Origin of the sequence: Halomonas sp. ATBC28, from assembly GCF_005937175.1 — a bacterium.
GTDB lineage: Bacteria > Pseudomonadota > Gammaproteobacteria > Pseudomonadales > Halomonadaceae > Vreelandella > Vreelandella titanicae.
Map to the genome: position 1 here is coordinate 281,478 of NZ_VCQL01000005.1, position 17,749 is coordinate 299,226.

Annotated in this window: 14 protein-coding genes; 8 read left to right on the forward strand and 6 right to left on the reverse strand. The window is 56.1% G+C overall.

Annotated features, from left to right (window positions below; translation table 11 throughout):
- Positions 1-193 precede the first annotated feature (193 nt).
- The 5 genes from E0L35_RS07840 to E0L35_RS07860 all read left to right on the forward strand — a co-directional run bounded on the left by E0L35_RS07840 (position 194) and on the right by E0L35_RS07860 (position 8,953).
- Entirely contained in the window at positions 194-739 is a 546-nt protein-coding gene (locus tag E0L35_RS07840) for a hemerythrin domain-containing protein (RefSeq protein WP_009288045.1), read from the forward strand.
- 85 nt (positions 740-824) lie between these two features.
- Complete coding sequence (locus tag E0L35_RS07845) at positions 825-1,676, forward strand: glutamate racemase (RefSeq protein ID WP_041157881.1); 852 nt, start codon at positions 825-827, stop codon at positions 1,674-1,676.
- A gap of 46 nt (positions 1,677-1,722) precedes the next feature.
- Positions 1,723-2,847: a tRNA (uridine(54)-C5)-methyltransferase TrmA gene (trmA, locus tag E0L35_RS07850; protein ID WP_138799982.1), complete on the forward strand. Its 1,125-nt coding sequence runs from the start codon at positions 1,723-1,725 to the stop codon at positions 2,845-2,847.
- 158 nt (positions 2,848-3,005) lie between these two features.
- Entirely contained in the window at positions 3,006-7,829 is a 4,824-nt protein-coding gene (locus tag E0L35_RS07855) for an NAD-glutamate dehydrogenase (protein ID WP_138799983.1), read from the forward strand.
- A gap of 107 nt (positions 7,830-7,936) precedes the next feature.
- Positions 7,937-8,953: a quinone-dependent dihydroorotate dehydrogenase gene (locus E0L35_RS07860; protein WP_138799984.1), complete on the forward strand. Its 1,017-nt coding sequence runs from the start codon at positions 7,937-7,939 to the stop codon at positions 8,951-8,953.
- A 124-nt stretch (positions 8,954-9,077) separates the two neighbouring features.
- On the opposite strand, the gene rmf is transcribed toward E0L35_RS07860, so the two are convergent.
- Complete coding sequence (rmf, locus tag E0L35_RS07865) at positions 9,078-9,287, reverse strand: ribosome modulation factor (RefSeq protein ID WP_007111057.1); 210 nt, start codon at positions 9,285-9,287, stop codon at positions 9,078-9,080.
- Positions 9,288-9,638: 351 nt separating this feature from the next.
- On the opposite strand from rmf, the gene rlmKL reads away from it, so the two are divergent.
- Positions 9,639-11,864, forward strand: coding sequence for a bifunctional 23S rRNA (guanine(2069)-N(7))-methyltransferase RlmK/23S rRNA (guanine(2445)-N(2))-methyltransferase RlmL (rlmKL, locus tag E0L35_RS07870; protein ID WP_138799985.1), 2,226 nt, complete (start codon positions 9,639-9,641; stop codon positions 11,862-11,864).
- A 12-nt stretch (positions 11,865-11,876) separates the two neighbouring features.
- Positions 11,877-12,212, forward strand: coding sequence for a glutaredoxin family protein (locus E0L35_RS07875; protein WP_138799986.1), 336 nt, complete (start codon positions 11,877-11,879; stop codon positions 12,210-12,212).
- Between the two features lie 26 nt (positions 12,213-12,238).
- On the opposite strand, the gene E0L35_RS07880 is transcribed toward E0L35_RS07875, so the two are convergent.
- Positions 12,239-12,520, reverse strand: a complete 282-nt coding sequence (locus tag E0L35_RS07880; RefSeq protein WP_022520413.1) for a hypothetical protein — start codon at positions 12,518-12,520, stop codon at positions 12,239-12,241.
- Positions 12,521-12,618: 98 nt separating this feature from the next.
- Between E0L35_RS07880 and pdxB the strand changes: the two genes are divergently transcribed.
- The gene (gene pdxB / locus E0L35_RS07885) at positions 12,619-13,782 is read left to right on the forward strand and encodes a 4-phosphoerythronate dehydrogenase PdxB (RefSeq protein WP_138799987.1); all 1,164 of its coding nucleotides are present in this window, start codon (positions 12,619-12,621) and stop codon (positions 13,780-13,782) included.
- Positions 13,783-13,852: 70 nt separating this feature from the next.
- Here the strand turns inward: pdxB and htpX are convergent, their stop codons facing one another.
- The 4 genes from htpX to msrB form a co-directional block, all read right to left on the reverse strand.
- Positions 13,853-14,758, reverse strand: coding sequence for a protease HtpX (gene htpX, locus E0L35_RS07890; protein ID WP_022520411.1), 906 nt, complete (start codon positions 14,756-14,758; stop codon positions 13,853-13,855).
- A gap of 95 nt (positions 14,759-14,853) precedes the next feature.
- Positions 14,854-16,101, reverse strand: a complete 1,248-nt coding sequence (locus E0L35_RS07895; RefSeq protein WP_022520410.1) for a pyridoxal phosphate-dependent aminotransferase — start codon at positions 16,099-16,101, stop codon at positions 14,854-14,856.
- A 105-nt stretch (positions 16,102-16,206) separates the two neighbouring features.
- Positions 16,207-17,163 (reverse strand): ribosome biogenesis GTPase YlqF, encoded by a 957-nt coding sequence (ylqF, locus tag E0L35_RS07900; protein WP_022520409.1) that lies wholly within the window; start codon positions 17,161-17,163, stop codon positions 16,207-16,209.
- A gap of 103 nt (positions 17,164-17,266) precedes the next feature.
- Complete coding sequence (msrB, locus tag E0L35_RS07905; RefSeq protein ID WP_022520408.1) at positions 17,267-17,665, reverse strand: peptide-methionine (R)-S-oxide reductase MsrB; 399 nt, start codon at positions 17,663-17,665, stop codon at positions 17,267-17,269.
- Positions 17,666-17,749: the final 84 nt, after the last annotated feature.

Sequence of the window (17,749 nt, forward strand, 5' to 3'; positions counted from 1 at the left end):
ATACACTTGCGAGGATAGCTTGAGAGGGGCATTGTTCATGATAACTGTTGTTGATAACCCCCGTTAGTTACGACACGCTCAGGTTACGATATGTTTTAGCGACACAACATGTTTGTTACCTCGCGCTTATTATCGCATGCCGTCAATCACGAAGGCTCGACGGTAGGCATGACACAATAAAGGAGACAGTTCGATGTTAAACCAACTGCGTCTAGATCATGCCAACATGGCGAGATTACTCCATGTGCTGCAGCTTAAGCAGAAAACCCTTGCCCAAGGTGAGCGGCCCAACTTCCAGCTTATGCGCGAGGTCGTCGACTATATTTTGTCCTATATGGATGGTTTTGCAGCCCCTCTGGAACGCGTCTGCGTGGAGCGATTGCAAACCCAGGCCCCAGAGCACGTTGCCCTGACCGAACAGATGGCGAATGACTATCGTGAGTTAAAGCCGCGCTTACAGCGCCTCTCCAACGACATTGACATGGTGTTAATGGATAACATCATTCCGATGGATCGTTTTGCCGACGACCTGAAAGATTATTTGGAAGCGCATCGTGCCTATTTGCGTCACGAACGCGAGGGGCTGTTCCCGCTGATTGACGAGCACTTTAGCGAGGAAGATATGGACGAGCTGCGTCAGGCGCTCCCCGAAGGCGCAGAGAAAGAGCTAGAGCGCCTACAGGACGCTTATCCCGAGCTCTATGCTGAACTGCGTGGTGCTGACGTGCCTGTGGTATAGCGCTAGCGGACAAGTGGCCGCTACGGGGCATCAATAAAATGACGGAGCATGCTAAAATAGCGGCTCCGTTTTTTTAGGCAGAGCCATGATAGGCAGAGTCAGGAAAGGCCCCGTGTTAATTTTTGATTCCGGTGTCGGCGGCCTGTCGGTGGCGCAGTCGCTGCGCCAACACTACCCTGATGCTGCCCTGTGCTATGCCTGCGACAATGCTTGGTTGCCCTATGGGCTGCGCGAAGATGCAGCCCTGACCGACCGCATTGTGGCGGTATGTCGTTCCGCTGTGGAAGCGTGCCAGCCGAGTGTTTTGGTTGTCGCCTGCAATACCGCGAGCACTCTGGCGCTGGAAAACTTGCGCGAGCAGTTGGCGATCCCTGTCGTGGGCACCGTACCTGCTATCAAACCTGCCGCAGCGATTAGCCAGACACGCCATATTGGGCTGTTAGCCACCAAGGCCACGGTAGGGCGGCCCTACACCCAGCGCTTGATTGATAGTTTTGCCAGCGACTGTGTGATTACTCGCGTCGCCGCCGATGCCTTGGTGGTCGAGGCGGAAGCATACCTGGCTGGTGTCACCCCCAATATTGATCGCATGCAGGCGGCGCTGGCGCCGTTATGGCACGCCGTTGCATCTCCATCGTCTGCGCATTGTTTATCGTCTGCTCATCAAGCGCTGGATACCCCAGAGCTAGATACAGTGGTACTGGGCTGCACTCATTTCCCGCTGCTAAAGCCCTGGCTGATGCAGCTGGCCCCCGTGCCGCTACATTGGGTCGACTCCGGCGATGCGATAGCCCGACGGGTTTCGCAAGTCGTTTCTGAGCTAAACAGTGATCAGCAGGATGGCCGCTGCTTTACCACGGCACCCGCTGCCAACCTCACCGCTGGCCTAGCCCGCTATGGGTTTAAGGCGTCCCAATTGCTTAATGTGGGCGACTGAGCACTATTTACTACTATTGCTGATCGAATTATTCAAAGGAGCAGCCTTGGCTATCCCCGTTGTAGAACCTGAACGCTACGCTGAGCAGCTAGCCGACAAACGCGACTATCTGGAAAGTACCTTTGCCGCTTTTCAACCACCGGCATTAGAAGTGTTTGAATCGCCGCCAGGCTATTACCGTCAGCGCTGCGAGTTTCGCATATGGCATGAAGAGGACGACCTCTTCTACGCCATGTTCGAGGTAGACCCTGAGAATCCGAAGAACAAGCGGGTGATTCGTTTAGATCAGTACGCAGTCGCCAGTGAGCGAATCAATCAGCTAATGCCGCAGCTACGCGAAGCTTGCCTTCGCTGTGATGAGCTGCGTCGGCGGCTGTTCCAGGTAGAGTTTCTAACCACGCTGTCAGGTGAGGCGCTGATAACGCTGATTTACCACCGCCCGTTAGGCGATGAGTGGGAGCGCGAAGCCCGCGCTCTGGAGGCTGAGCTGGGTATTATGATTATTGGCCGCTCCCGCAAGCAGCGTATCGTACTTACCCGAGACCACGTATGGGAGCGGCTAGAGGTGGATGGCCGCACGCTGCACTACCAGCAGGTCGAAAACAGCTTTACCCAACCCAATGCGCATATCTGCCAGAAAATGCTTAGCTGGGCGCGAGAAGTCACCGCTGGCCAGCAGGAGAGTAATGCGAAGAAAGATCTGGTCGAACTCTATTGCGGTAATGGCAATTTTACCATTGCCCTGGCGGATAACTTCCGCCGCGTGCTGGCCACAGAAATTTCCCGCACGTCAGTGGCTAGCGCCAACGTAAACCTGGAAGCCAATAGGGTAACGAACGCGCAGATTGGTCGTATGTCAGCGGAGGAGTTTTCGCTGGCGCTGAAGGGCGAAAAAGCCGGGCGTCGCGTGGCGGAAATGGCGTTGGAAGAGTACGATTTTTCCACCGTGCTGGTCGACCCGCCCCGTGCTGGTTTAGACGAGCAGAGCTGTGAGCAACTCAGCGAGTACGCTCAGATCGTCTATATTTCATGCAACCCAGCCACGTTAGCTGAAAACTTGACCATACTGACCAACACCCATGAGATAGAGCGCTTTGCGCTATTTGACCAGTTTCCGTTTACCGACCACTGTGAGTGTGGAGTTCTGTTGAAGCGGCGGACAGTCGAGTAAGCATACGACCTAATGCGTAAACGGTATGTGCCATGAACAACACGTCAAGTGATTAGGGACGCGACGATAGGTAGCGTAAGCTAGTCGTTATGTTGGCCTAAAGGCCTATTGTCCTTCGTTTTTTGGCCGTTTAATGGCCTAGGCAGTCGAGGTGATGGATGCACTACGTTGCGATTGAAGAGAGTCGGCAAGATCTTTTGAAGCAGCTCCAGGAGCGGCTATACGCGCGGTTAGACCCCGCTCGCGCCGCCACTGTGGACGCTTTTGCTCGGCACTTTTATGCCACCGTGCCGGTGGAAGACCTAGTGGATCGTCGCCTGGACGATCTGTATGGCGCAACGCTGTCGGTCTGGCAGTTTTTGCAGCATCACGACCCGCAAAGCCCCAAGGTAAGGGTATTTAACCCTGATTTTGAAGAGCACGGCTGGCAGTCGACGCATACCTTTGTCGCCGTTCTCCACGAAGATATGCCGTTTTTGGTCGACTCGGTGCGTATCGAGCTCAACCGCCGCGGCTTGACGGTGCACGCCATTCAAAACGCCGTGCTGGCGGTCGCCCGTGATGAGCGCCATCAGCTGCAGGCGCTGGCCTCGCCCAGGGCAGAAAACGCGCCAGAAGCGCGCGAGTCGCTAATTGTCATCGAAGTAGACCGGCACACCGACGTAGCGTTACTTGAGAAAATCGAAAGCAACCTAAATGACGTGCTTCGCGATGTACGTACCGCTGTGGGTGATTTCGACGCCATGTGTTCGCAAATCACCGCCTCGATTCAAGAACTCGAGAAAAACTGCCCGCCGCAGATCGATCCTGACGACCACGAAGAGGCGATTGCCTTTTTAGAGTGGATGCTCAAAGATAACTTTACTTTCCTGGGCTACGACGAGTACCTGCTGGAAGGCAGCGAGTTAAAGCGCGACGCAGATAGCGTGCTGGGCGTCTTCCGCCTGGATCAGCCGCGCTACTGCGAGCGTATTCGCACCGAAGAGGGGGTGGATGAGCACAATGATTATGTGCTGGTGCCGCAGCTACTATCGTTTGCCAAAAGCGCCCATCACTCTCGGGTGCACCGTCCTACCTACCCTGACTACATTACCGTTGATCGCTACGACGACGACGGCAATGTAATTGGTGAGCGGCGCTTCTTTGGTTTGTTTACCTCTACGGTCTATAACGAATCGCCACGCAATATCCCGCTGCTGCGCCGTAAGCTAAAAGCGGTGATGGATATTGCCGGATTCAATCCCCAGGGCCACAACGGCAAGCAATTGCTCCAGGTGCTGGAAGTTTACCCCCGGGATGATCTTTTTCAGATCGATACCGAGTCACTGGCCAGCACTGCGCTGGGCATCCTCAATATTCGCGAGCGCCGCCAGGTGCGGCTGTTTATCCGCGCCGATATCAGCGGCAAGTTCTACTCTTGCCTGGTGTTCGTCCCCCGGGACGTGTTCTCCACGGATCTGCGTCAGCGGATTCAAAACGTGTTGTGCGACGAGTTAGACGCCCACTTTGGCGACTTCAATACCTATTTATCTGAGTCGGTGCTGGCGCGTATTCAATTGATTTTACGCTTTAATGGCGACGCGCCCAGCGACTATGACCTCAAGCGTTTGGAAAGCAAAGTGTCACGGCTGGCGCGCAGCTGGCGTGACGAGCTGCAGAACGCCATGATCGAAGGCTTCGGTGAAGAGCGCGCCAACAACCTGATGGATCGGTTCCGCGAGGCGTTCTCGGCCAGCTACCGTGAAGACTTCTCTGCGCGCACCGCGGTGTTTGATGTTCAGCACCTGCTGACACTGGATAGCGAGAACGACCTCTCGCTGTCGCTCTATCGGCCACTAGAAGAACAGGGTGGTGGCGTTAACCTGAAACTGTTCCACCGTGAATCGCAGATTCCGCTCTCTGACGTGCTGCCGATGATGGAAAACCTTGGCCTGCGCGTAATTGGTGAACGCCCCTACGATATTAACGCCCCTGAACAGCGCTACTGGATTCACGATTTTGAGCTTGAGCACAGCGGTGCGGATGTCAGCCTGGGCGATATGCGTGATGTATTCACGGAAGCCTTCAAGCGCATCTGGACCGGCGAGGCCGATAACGATGCGTTTAACCGCCTGATTATCGGCGCTGGGCTGGATTGGCGCGAAGTGGCCATGCTGCGCGGCTACGCCCGCTACCTCAAACAGATCCGCTTCGGCATGTCCCAGGATTACATCGCTGCTACGCTGGCCAACTATCCTGCCATTACCCGTGAGTTAGTTGAATTATTCCGCCTGCGTTTTGATCCTGAGCAGCAGAGCCACGCCACCGACGAGTGCATCGCGAGCTTAAATGAGCGCTTGGAAGGAGTTGCCAGCCTTAACGATGACCAGCTACTGCGCCGCTTTATGGAGCTGATCCTCGCCACCCTACGCACCAACTACTACCAACTGGCTGAGGGTGGGCGCTTTAAAGATTACATCGCCTATAAGTTGGAGCCTTCCAAGGTTACCGGCATGCCCAAGCCGCGACCAATGTTTGAAATTTTTGTCTGCTCGCCGCGGGTGGAAGGTGTTCACCTGCGTGGCGGCAAAGTGGCCCGCGGTGGCCTGCGCTGGTCGGATCGCTTTGAAGATTACCGTACCGAAGTGTTGGGGCTGGTGAAAGCGCAGCAGGTTAAGAACGCCGTTATCGTACCGGTTGGTGCTAAAGGCGGTTTTGTCTGTAAACGCATGCCGGAAAATGCCAGTCGCGATGTCGCCCAGAAAGAGGGCATTGCCTGTTACCAAATCTTTATCCGTGCGCTGCTGGATGTCACTGATAACCTGGTGGGCGGCGATGTTGTGCCGCCGGAAAATGTTGTCCGCCACGATGAGAACGACGCTTATCTCGTGGTAGCTGCCGACAAAGGCACCGCTACCTTCTCAGATATCGCCAACGAAATTTCCATTGAGTATGGCCACTGGCTGGGTGATGCCTTTGCCTCTGGCGGTGCTAACGGCTACGACCACAAGAAAATGGGCATCACCGCTCGCGGTGCCTGGGAATCAGTTAAGCGCCACTTCAAAAATCTGGATCTCGACACCCAGCGCGACCTGTTTAGCGTGGTGGGAATCGGCGATATGGCCGGAGATGTCTTTGGCAACGGCATGCTGCTTTCCGACAAGATCCAACTGGTGGGTGCCTTCAACCACCTGCATATCTTTGTAGACCCCAACCCGGACGCCGAGGCGTCCTTTGCCGAGCGCAAGCGGTTGTTCGCTCTGCCACGCTCCAGCTGGGAAGACTACAGCCAGGAGCTGATCTCCGCTGGGGGCGGCATCTTTAACCGTAGCGCCAAGTCGATTAGCATCACGCCGGAGATGCAGCAGGTATTTGGTATCAAGGAAGAGCGCCTGTCGCCTAATGAACTGATCCGCGCCATGCTCAAATCCAAGGTGGACTTGATCTGGAACGGCGGTATCGGTACCTACGTGAAGGGTTCCGACGAAACCGATGCGGATGTGGGCGATAAAGCCAACGACACCCTGCGCATCAACGGCAATGACCTGAATTGCCGTGTGGTCGGCGAGGGCGGTAATCTCGGCTTGACCCAGCGCGGACGAATGGAAGCCGCCGCCAAAGGCGTGCGCGTTTACACTGACTTTATTGACAACGCCGGTGGGGTGAACTGCTCCGACCACGAGGTCAATATCAAGATTTTGATCGATGAAGTGGTCAAGCGCGGCGACATGACCGAGAAACAGCGCAATCAGCTGTTGGCGGAAATGACCAATGAGGTGGCGGATCTGGTGATCCTGGATAATTACCGCCAAAGTCAGGCGCTGGATCTATCGGCTACCCTTTCCGACCAGTCAATGGGCCCTTACCGCCGTTTTATCAGCGAGCTGGAGGCTGCCGGACAGATTGACCGCGAGCTGGAATTCCTGCCTACCGATGATGTGCTCAAAGAGCGGGCCAGCAACGATCAAGGGATGCGCCTGCCGGAGCTGTCGGTACTGATCTCCTACGCCAAGAGCACCCTGAAAGGCGACTTGATCACCTCTGACGTACCGGACGATCAATATATTCACCGCCACCTGGAGCGGCTGTTCCCATCAGTGCTGGTCGAGCGCTTTAAAAACGAAATGTACGAGCACCGTCTGAAGCGTGAAATCGTTGCGACACAGGTCGCCAACGACTTGGTCGATCATATGGGGGTCGTCTTTGTACGCCGCCTGATGGACTCCACTGGAGCGGGACGTGCCGATATTGCGCGAGCCTACATCGTGGCCCGTGATAGCTTTAACTTGCCCAGTCTATGGGCGCAAATTGAAGCCCTCGATAATCAGGTGCCCAACCGCATTCAGTACTCGATGATGCTTGACCTGATGCGCTTGATCCGCCGTGCCACGCGCTGGTTTGTGCGTCAGCACTTAGGGCTTTCGACACAAGATACCATTGAGTACTTCGCTCCTCGCTTGGCGCAGTTGCAGGAAGGTATTGGTGAGCTACTCAGTGGTGAAGAGCTTGGCGCCTGGAACTCGCGTCGTGACGAGTTGTTGGAGGCGGGTGTGCCAGATGCACTGGCATCCAGCGTGGCGGCGTCATCAAGCCTTTATGCGGGGCTGGGTATTATCCAGGCGGCGCGCCTGACCAATGAAAAACCCCAGCGGGTGGCGGAAGTGCTGTACGAAATTGGCAGCCGCCTGGAGCTACCGTGGATGATTCAGCAGGTAACCCAGCTGGAAGTGCGCGACTCCTGGCAGGCTCAGGCTCGTGAGACTTTCCGCGACGACATTGAGCGTCAGCAGTTGGCACTGACCACCAGCGTGTTGAAGCTCGACGCCGGCAGCCGCGATACCCAAGAGCGGGTTGCGCAGTGGTTGGATCAGCACGCCGATCTGCATCGCCGCTGGTGCCGCCTTATTGAAGAGGTGCGCGGTGGCAGTGAAGGAGGCTTTGCGCTCTTCGCCGTGGCGGTACGCGAGCTGGTAGATCTTGCCGAGAGCGATAGCGAAGCGTAGACGTACCCTAATCCACTTAATTAAAGCGCGCCCTGGTTCTCCACCAGGGCGCGCTTTATTGCGTTATACTGATGCCCGTTTTCAGCCCCCGCTTCAAGAGATCCGCTATGTACAACCTCGCTCGCTCACTGTTTTTCCGCGTTGACCCAGAGACCTCTCACGGGATGGCCTTGAGCGCTCTGGATGCACTGCATCGGGTGGGTGGGGTAGCACGCCTGTTTGGTCAGCAGGTGAACGATCCTATCGAGCTGATGGGGCTGCGATTTGCCAATCGGGTGGGTCTTGCCGCTGGGTTGGACAAGAACGCCGACCACCTGGATGCCCTTGGTGCGTTGGGGTTTGGGTTTGTCGAAGTGGGTACCGTCACGCCTAAGCCGCAGCCAGGCAATCCTAAGCCTCGGCTATTTCGCTTAGCGCAGCATGAGGCGATCATCAACCGCTTTGGCTTTAACAACAAAGGGGTTGAGCACCTGATCCAGCAGGTCAAACAGCGCCACTACGGCGGCATTGTGGGCATTAATATTGGTAAAAACCTGACGACTTCAGTAGAACACGCGCTGGATGACTACTTGGTATGCTTAGACGCGGTGCACTCTTATGCGGATTACATTGCCGTTAACGTCTCTTCACCGAATACCCCTGGGCTGCGCAGCCTACAGTTCGGCGAACAGCTGGATGCGTTATTAGGGCCGATCCGCGCGCGAGCCACAGAACTCAATGCCCAGGCGGGCCGCAACGTGCCGCTGCTGATTAAGATCGCCCCGGATATGAGCGCTGAAGAAGTAGCCTTGATGGCAGAAAGTATTCAGCGCAATGCACTTGATGGTGTGATTGCCACCAATACAACGGTTTCCCGCGCGGGGGTAGAGGGTGACTCACAAGCGGAGGAGGCTGGAGGGCTCTCTGGGAAACCGGTCTTCGAGGTATCCAATCGCGTCATTCGCCAACTGCGTGAGCATCTACCATCGTTACCTATCATAGGTGTTGGTGGGATCGATAGTGCTGCTGCTGCTCAGGCCAAAATCGCGGCGGGAGCAGATTTAGTGCAACTCTACTCGGGGTTGATCTATCAAGGTCCTAAACTGGTCGGTGAATGCGCGAGGGCACTGAAAGCTAAAGGTTGAGCGCAAAGATGATTAGCGAAGCAGTGTGGGCATAAAGGCGCACTAAAAAGCCCACTTGAAAAAGTGGGCTCATTGAAAACCTCTCGCTTAAAATTTTTCTTTTAAAACCTTGAAAAATAAAACGTTAGGCCATGACTAAGGGATTTTTGTGGATGCCCGAGATGCCGGTCATCCCATCCCACTGGTCGCCGCGACCTTCACGCCAACCGCTCATCCAGTATTCGCGTAAATTGATATCTTGACTGGGACAGTCGTCACGAGAACGACCCGATACACCCGCTTTGTAGCCGTGGACATAAGCCCGCTGGAAGCGATCACGTTTTTGCCGTTTCATTGGCTAACCTCTTTTCACGAAAGCCTTTGATAAGAAATAGGGTGTTATCGACTTATGTTATCAACAACAACCACTATTCCGAGAGCTTGCTTCAAGAGCGAGACGCCGCTTCAGCCCTGTTGTTTGGCACTCACGGGCGGAACGAGCCGAGCGGCAATCTCTTACAAAGAACACTTATACGCCATAGGTCTGGTCTTGAACCGACCCTGACAAGAAACGCATGCGTTTTTCAGTAGCTACTCTCTTATTGTTAGACCATGATGGGGTCATCTGTCGACTACCAAATTGTCATAAAACGTAAACTCATTTGCTATATACAGGAATATTGCGCCTTTACGCGCCGTTATTATCATGACCGAGTTGAATCAAAACGCCCCCTTGAGTCTGCTAGCCACTTGCCCGAAAGGCATTGAAGGCTTGCTTCACGATGAACTAGTGGCATTGGGCGCCACGCCGGGTAAAACCACTGTGGCGGGCGTCTATTTCACTGCCAGCCAAGCGATCGCTTATCGTGTCTGCCTGTGGTCTCGGTTAGCTAACCGGGTCATTTTGACCCTGGTACGCGAATCGATGATCGATACCGCTGAGCAAGTGCGCGATGTGGTTGCCCGTATTGCCTGGACGCAGCACCTAGCGCCGGGTAACACCTTGGCAGTCGATTTTCACGGCCGCAGCGAACATATTCGCCACACCCGTTTTGGTGCCCAGACCGTTAAGGACGGCGTAGTTGATGCCCTTCAACTGGCAGGGCAGGAACGTCCCAACGTTGATACTAAAACCCCACATTTGCGCATATACGCCCACCTCCACCGGATGAACCTAACTATTGGGTTGGATCTCTCTGGTGAAAGCCTGCACCGTCGCGGTTATCGCCGGGATGTGGGCCATGCGCCGCTAAAAGAGAATCTGGCCGCCGCGCTGCTGGTGCGCGCAGGCTGGCCTGAGCGCCTCAAAGTCGGTGAACCGCTGATTGATCCGCTTTGTGGTGCAGGCACGCTACTGATCGAAGCCGCCATGATGGCCGCTGATCAAGCACCTAACCTGAACCGCGAGCGGTTCGGCTTTCACGGCTGGGCAGGGCACGATGACGAAGCGTGGCGGGAACAGAAGCGTGAAGCCGAAGCGCGCGCGTCGATTGGTCGCAAGCGCTGCAAAGCCCAGCTATTAGGTTTCGACCAGAGTCCCGCGGCGCTTACGGCGGCGAAGTCCAATGCTATGCGGGCAGGCATCCCAGCCTTGATTACCCTGCATGGGCAGAGCCTTGCCCACTTAACGCGTCCCGAAACACTGACTGCTGAGAGCGGCCTGCTGATCACCAATCCCCCTTACGGCGAGCGGCTGGGCGAGCTGCCCGAACTGGTGCGTCTCTACGCCCAGCTGGGTGATAAAGCCAAAGCGCTGTTTCCCGGCTGGACCCTGGCGGTGTTTACTGGCAACCCGGATTTAGGCCACCGGCTGGGTATGCGTGCGCACAAACAGTACGCACTCAAAAACGGTGCCCTGGAGGCCAAGCTGCTGCTTATGGAGATTGGTGGCGCCGAGCATCCGCCTGCCGCGAGCGATACAAAGCCCGTTCAGAACGAGAACAGTGCAGTAGCGACGCCTAGTGAAGAGCAAGCTGTTCACAAAAACCAAGACAATGCCCAGATGTTTGCCAATCGGCTGATCAAAAATCAGAAGCGCTTGAAGAAATGGCTGAAGCAGAGTGGTGAGACCAGCTATCGTGTGTATGATGCCGATATGCCCGAGTATGCACTAGCGGTAGATCGCTACGGTGACCGCGTGCACGTGCAAGAGTACGCGGCGCCCAGTTCGATCAATCCGGCTCAAGCGCAGAAGCGTTTGTACGATGCCTTGGAAGTCATGCCCGAGGCGCTTAACGTTGACGCCAGTAAAATCTATATCAAGCGCCGCGAGCGCCAAACCGGCAGCGCCCAGTATCAGAAGCGTGCCGCTAGTGGCGAGCGTTTTGAGGTGCAAGAGGGCAAGGCACGGCTCTGGATCAATCTGCGCGACTACCTGGATACCGGGTTATTCCTTGACCACCGCCCGGTACGTCGGATGCTGGGCGAAATGGCCAGCGGCAAGCGCTTTTTAAACCTGTTCTGTTACACCGCCACAGCAACGGTGCAGGCCGCCTTAGGCGGCGCCAGCGACAGTGTGAGCGTGGATATGTCCAACACCTACCTGGAGTGGGCCAAGGACAACTTTGCGCTGAATAAGCTCGATACACGACTGCACCGAGTGGTGCGCGACGACTGTCTCCGCTGGCTGGAAACCGCCAATGCTGAGTTTGACCTGATCTTTATGGATCCGCCGACGTTCTCTAACTCGAAGAAAATGCGTGATACCCTCGACGTGCAGCGTGATCATCCGCGGCTTGTGGAGCTCGCCATGGCGCGCTTGGCACCCGGTGGAACCTTGGTGTTTTCTAATAACCAGCGGCGCTTTAAACTCGATGAAGCGCTTAGCGAGCATTACGCTGTTGAGGATATCACCGGGCGTAGCTTCGACCCCGATTTCCAGCGGCGCACCAACCTGCACCACGTGTTTTTACTTCGTCATAAGGCGTCATAAGAGAGCTTTTGCATGATTCAGCTATCGCTTTACACAACGATGGGCTGCCACCTATGCAGCCAGTTAGAGGCTTTGGTGGCGGCACTAGCGAATCAAAAGGTGTGGCTGCACCACATCGAGATTAGCGACGACGACGCCCTGGTTGAGCGCTACGGCGTGCGGATACCGGTGCTGGTGGATGGTGACGGCAATGAGCTGGATCGTGGCTTTGAGCTGGAGCGATTAAGTGCCTGGTTGCGCGAGCGCGGCTGGCTGGATGAAGACGCGCTGGCGGGGGTCACAGCACCGCCAGACACTACGCCGCCTAAAGGCGCCCATAAGCGTCATGGGCGGCGTTTTTTAGGCTAATAAGTGCATGGCTGGGTTCGAGTGGCTTACATCACGTCCAGTAGCGATAGTTGACGCATGGCTTCTTGGCCTTCGGGGGTATGGTCGGCCACTTCCAGCACCTTGCGAAAGCCTCGTGAGGACTGGATAGTGGTCTCGTCCTCCAGCCACATATGGGCTTGATCCAGCGTATCGGCTAGCTGATGTTTCAGACCGCCAAACTGAGTGCCGATTTGGCCCCAGGCGCGGCTGAAAATCCAGTCACCAAACATATCCTGGTGAATATGAACCAACACATAGTCATGGTTGGTTTCCCAGCGTACGATCACAACACTCTCCTTACTTAGCCTTTAAAAGATAGCCTTTAAATACGCCTGCCCATCCAGCCGTCGCGGGCGTATTGTAAAGCCCGGATACCCAAACGCCTATGAAACTTGTCGTCGACGCCAATATCCCCGCTGCCGAACGCTGTTTCGGCCATTTCGGTAAGCTCATCCGCGTGCCAGGGCGGGAGATAAACGCCGCCCACCTTCAGGACGCCGATGCGCTCATCGTGCGCTCCATTACCCAGGTCAACGATCAGTTGCTTGCCGATAGCCCCGTGCGCTTTGTTGGTACTTGCACCATCGGCACGGATCATATCGATCAGGCAGCGCTTGCCCAGCGCGATATCGCCTTCGCCAGTGCGCCAGGCTGCAATGCCGAAGCGGTGGTTGATTATGTGCTGAGCAGCCTGCTAACGCTGGCGGAACGTGATGGCTGGGTACTTAGCGAGCGTACCGTGGGTATTGTGGGGGCGGGCAATGTCGGCAGCCGGCTGCAGGCGCGGCTAACCTCCATGGGTGTGGCAACGCTGGCCTGTGATCCGCCTAAGGCAGCTGTAGAGAGGGCAGCAGAGGAGCCTGAGCAAGTCTTTCACTCCTTGGACGCCCTGATCGAGCGCTGTGACGTGCTCTGCCTGCATACACCACTAACCCGTGAAGGCCCGCACGCGACTTATCAGCTACTCAACGCCCAGCGTATCGATGAGCTGGCGCCAGGTAGCGTAGTGCTGAATGCGGGGCGTGGGGACTGTGTGGATGGTTTAGCGCTGCGTAGTCGTCTTGCGGGCAAGGGCGATATCAGTGCCATACTGGATGTGTGGGAGGAAGAGCCCGATATTGACGCTGGCTTGCGTGATTTGGTCTCTCTGGCAACGCCGCATATTGCCGGGCATAGCCTAGATGGCAAGCTGCGCGGTACCTGGATGATTGAGCAGGCGCTAGCCCGCTACTGCGGCCAGTCAAGCGATCTCACGTTTGCTGATATTTGCCCGCCGCCTGCGCTGGCGTCCCTGCATCTGCAGCACGCACTTCCCCCGGAAGACGCCCTGCGGCTCTGTATGAGAGCGGTATATGACGTGCGTCGTGACCACGATGCTCTCCAGCGCCAAACGCTGAATTATGGAATGCGTAAAGGCTTTGATGACTGCCGCGCCAACTACCCGCTGCGGCGTGAATTCGCCACGCTCAATGTGCAGTTATCAGGGGAGGCGGTAGCGCTAGAGGGCATGCTGCGTGGGGCAGGGTTTGTAGTAACATTAGCTAAGTAGTGAAAAAAAGTAGTGAAAAACAGTAAGGCCCGCAGATGCGGGCCTTAAATGTATAAACAGCAGAGAAAACTTACTGACGATAAGCGGCTTCTTTTAACGCCCGGATGCGCTCATCCAGCGGCGGGTGGCTGGCAAATAGCTTTTCCACCAGCGAGCGTGTTTGGCCTTTGGTGATCGCCATGGCGCGCAGCGTATCCGGCATTTGGTCGGGCAGTTCGGTTTCGGTTTTCAAGCGTGCCAGGGCGCTGACCATCGCGTTGGTGCCCGCTAAGCGCGCACCGGCTTCGTCGGCGCGGTATTCGCGGTAGCGCGAGAACCAGGCGACGATAGCCGAGGCCAGAATACCAAACACAATTTCAGCGACCATGACCACCGCAAAGTAGCCCATAAAGCCCAGGCCGCCTTCGCCATCGCTGCGGCTGCGCAGGAAGTTATCGACTAGATGCGCCACGACCCGGGCAAAGAACATCACAAAGGTGTTCACCACGCCCTGAATCAGCGCCAGCGTTACCATATCGCCGTTAGCGACGTGACCAATTTCGTGAGCCAGTACTGCACGCACCTCTTCTGGACGCATGCGATTCATTAAGCCTGCCGAGACGGCTACCAGCGCATCGTCTTTGTTCCAACCCGTGGCAAAGGCGTTTGACTGCTGAGCCGGGAAAATACCCACTTCCGGGGTTTTGATACCCGCCTCGCGGGAGAGCTCAGCCACTGTGTCCAACAGCCACTGTTCGGTAGAGTTGGAGGGCGTTTCGATAATCACCGTGCCGGTGCTGCGTTTAGCCATCCATTTGGAGATAAACAGCGAGATAATGGAGCCCGCCATACCGAAAATAAAGCAGAAAATCAGCAGGCTGGTGAAGTTGATGCCCTGGCCGCGCAGGTAACCCTCTACGCCTAGCAGGCGCAGGGTAATGCTGGCGACCAGCAAGACCGCTATATTGGTGCCTAAAAACAGCAGAATTCGCATCATGGTGCAGGTTCTCCCCTAAAGTTCATCGAAGCATTACTAGATTAATGGCTTAGATACGTGCTGTTCATGGCAGTTTCAAGTCATGGCTACAAAAGCTACTGCCGATAGCGTGACAAGAAGTTGGCAAAACGGTCGAGTGCATCGCCTAATTGGTCGGCCCAGGGCAGCGTGACGATGCGCACATGATCCGGCTCTGGCCAGTTAAAGGCCGTGCCTTGTACCAGTAAGATTTTTTCCTGTAGCAGCAGATCCAGCACCATCTGCTGGTCGTCTTTGATATTGAAGACCTTGGGGTCGAGCCGTGGAAAGGCGTACAGCGCGCCTTTAGGTTTTACGCAGGAGACGCCGGGGATTGCGTTCAGTTTCTCCACCGTGATGTCTCGCTGGGCCAACAGCCGCCCGCCGGGCAGGATTAAATCATTGATCGACTGGTAGCCCCCCAGCGCGGTTTGAATCGCGTGCTGGGCGGGTACGTTGGCACACAGTCGCATAGAGGCCAGCATATTCAGCCCCTGGATATAGTCCTGAGCGTTTAGCTTGGCCAAGGTGCCGGAGATAGTCATCCAGCCCGAGCGAAAGCCTGCACAGCGATAGCTTTTAGAGAGACCGTTCATGGTGATGACCAGTTGGTCATCGTCCGCTAGTGCGCCCGTGGCAGTATGTTCGACGCCGTCATAAAGGATCTTGTCGTAGATTTCGTCTGAGAACACCACCAGGTTGTGCTGTTTGGCGATCGCCAATACCTCTTTCACCACGGCGGGTGGATACACCGCGCCGGTGGGGTTGTTGGGGTTGATCAGCACAATGGCACGTGTGTGGCTGGTGATCTTGGCGCGAATATCCGCTGTGTCAGGCGTCCAGTCCGCCTGCTCGTCGCATAGGTAGTGCACCGCGTGACCACCGGAAAGGTGGGCGGCGGCGGTCCAGAGCGGGTAGTCCGGCGCGGGAATGAGTACTTCATCGCCGTCGTTGAGCAGCGCCTGCATGGTCATCACGATCAGCTCAGAGACGCCGTTGCCGATGAAGATATCTTCGATACCTACGCCGGGAATCTGTTTGCGCTGGCACTCCTGCATAATCGCTTTACGGGCAGAGTAGAGGCCTTTGGAGTCGCAGTAGCCCTGGGCCGTGGGCAGGTTGCGCATCACATCCTGGAGAATCTCTTCCGGCGCCTCAAAACCAAAGGGCGCAGGGTTGCCAATGTTTAGCTTGAGAATTCGTTGACCTTCCTCTTCCAAGCGCTTGGCGTGGTCGAGTACCGGGCCGCGAATGTCGTAGCAGACATTGTGCAGCTTATGAGATTTCTTTAACGGTTGTGATTCGTGCGACTGCGGGGTATCCATGAGGTGTCTGTCCAAAAGTAGCTAGAGGCCCAAAAGTGTCCAAAAAGCATGAGTGACTAAAAACAGCGTCCACAAGCCATCGTCGGCTATAGAGCTATTAGGCCATTATGCGTCGGAAAGTGCTTGATTGTCTTCGTCGTTTTGCACGGGCGGCGGAGGAATGTCTGCCGGGGTTTCAAGCGTTAGCCTGCCCAGCTTGCCATCACGCAGTTCGTGAAGCAGCACTTCCGCGCCGCGGTGCAGATCAACGGCGCCGCCGGGACGCAGGCCGCCTCGGCGGGCAGCGATATCTTTTAAGATGGCGTTACCGTCGAAGCCAGCAATAGCGAGAAAGTCGGGCTTTTTCGGGCCATCCGCATCAATGTCATGGGGGATATCCGGCGCGGTGTAAGAGGGCAGCTCTTTGAGCTTATAACGCTCGGTGAGCGCTTCGGGGTAGCGTTTGGCCAGCTCTGCGCTGGTAACAATGGCTACATCGGCGTACTCGATAGCGGTATCGCGAATGGCGCCGGTGGCGGCAAGCCGATAGGCGCTGGCCTGGTCCTCAATCTTCGGCCACAGCACTCCTGGGGTGTCGGTGAGTGCCACACGCCCATCGATACGCACCTTTTGCTGGCGCTTGGTGACTGCTGGCTCGTTGCCGGTTTTAGCGATTTTTCGCCCGGCCAGGCCGTTAATCAGCGTGGATTTTCCCACGTTGGGAATACCCATCACCATCACGCGCACATCTCGGTCAGCACGAACGGCACCGGCCAGCTCATGGCACAGCTTGGGAATTTTCTTTAGCTCGCGGGTGTTGGTCGTCGTGACTGCCAAGGCACGCATATTCTCTTGGGCATCGAAATAAGCCACCCATTCGGCCGTTCGCTCCGGGTCAGCGAGATCTGCCCTGGAGAGAATTTTCAGCACCGGCTTATGGCGGGTTAGCTCGGCCAGCATTGGGTTGGCGCTGGAGTAGGGCAGACGCGCATCGAGTACCTCGATGACTACGTCAATTTCAGGCAGCACCTCCTTAATCTGGCGGCGGGCCTTGTTCATATGTCCGGGGAACCAGCCGAGCATGGGTTTCTCCTGCAAGTACAAAATAGCGGCACAAAAAAGCGGGCTGCCATTCTAGCAGATGGCGCCCGCCTTGCTGGGTTTCCTTGAGAGGATTTATCAGCGATTACTCGTCGGGGTGAAATTCCAACGACACTGAGTTAATGCAGTAGCGCAACCCAGTAGTCTCCGGTGGGCCGTCGGGGAACACATGGCCCAGATGAGCATCGCAGTGGGAACAAACTACCTCCGTGCGCTGCATGCCGTGAGTGGTATCCGTATGCTCCTCAACGCAGCGGCTACCCAGTGGCCGATCAAAGCTTGGCCAACCGCAGCCAGCATCGAATTTGTGCTCATTCTCAAACAGCGGCGCATGACAGCAGACGCAGTGGTAAATACCCTGCGCATCACGCACCTGATAATCGCCAGTGAATGGGCGTTCTGTGCCTTTCTCACGTGCTACGCGGTACTGCTCTGGGGTTAGCTGCTGTTGCCACTCGTCAGGGGATTTTTCTATTTTCGCCATGCTCTGTTCCTCTCCCTTATGCATTGCGCTTACATCGCTGAGGCCAAGTGTTGTTTGGACTCACTAGCCTAGTGACACCACTTG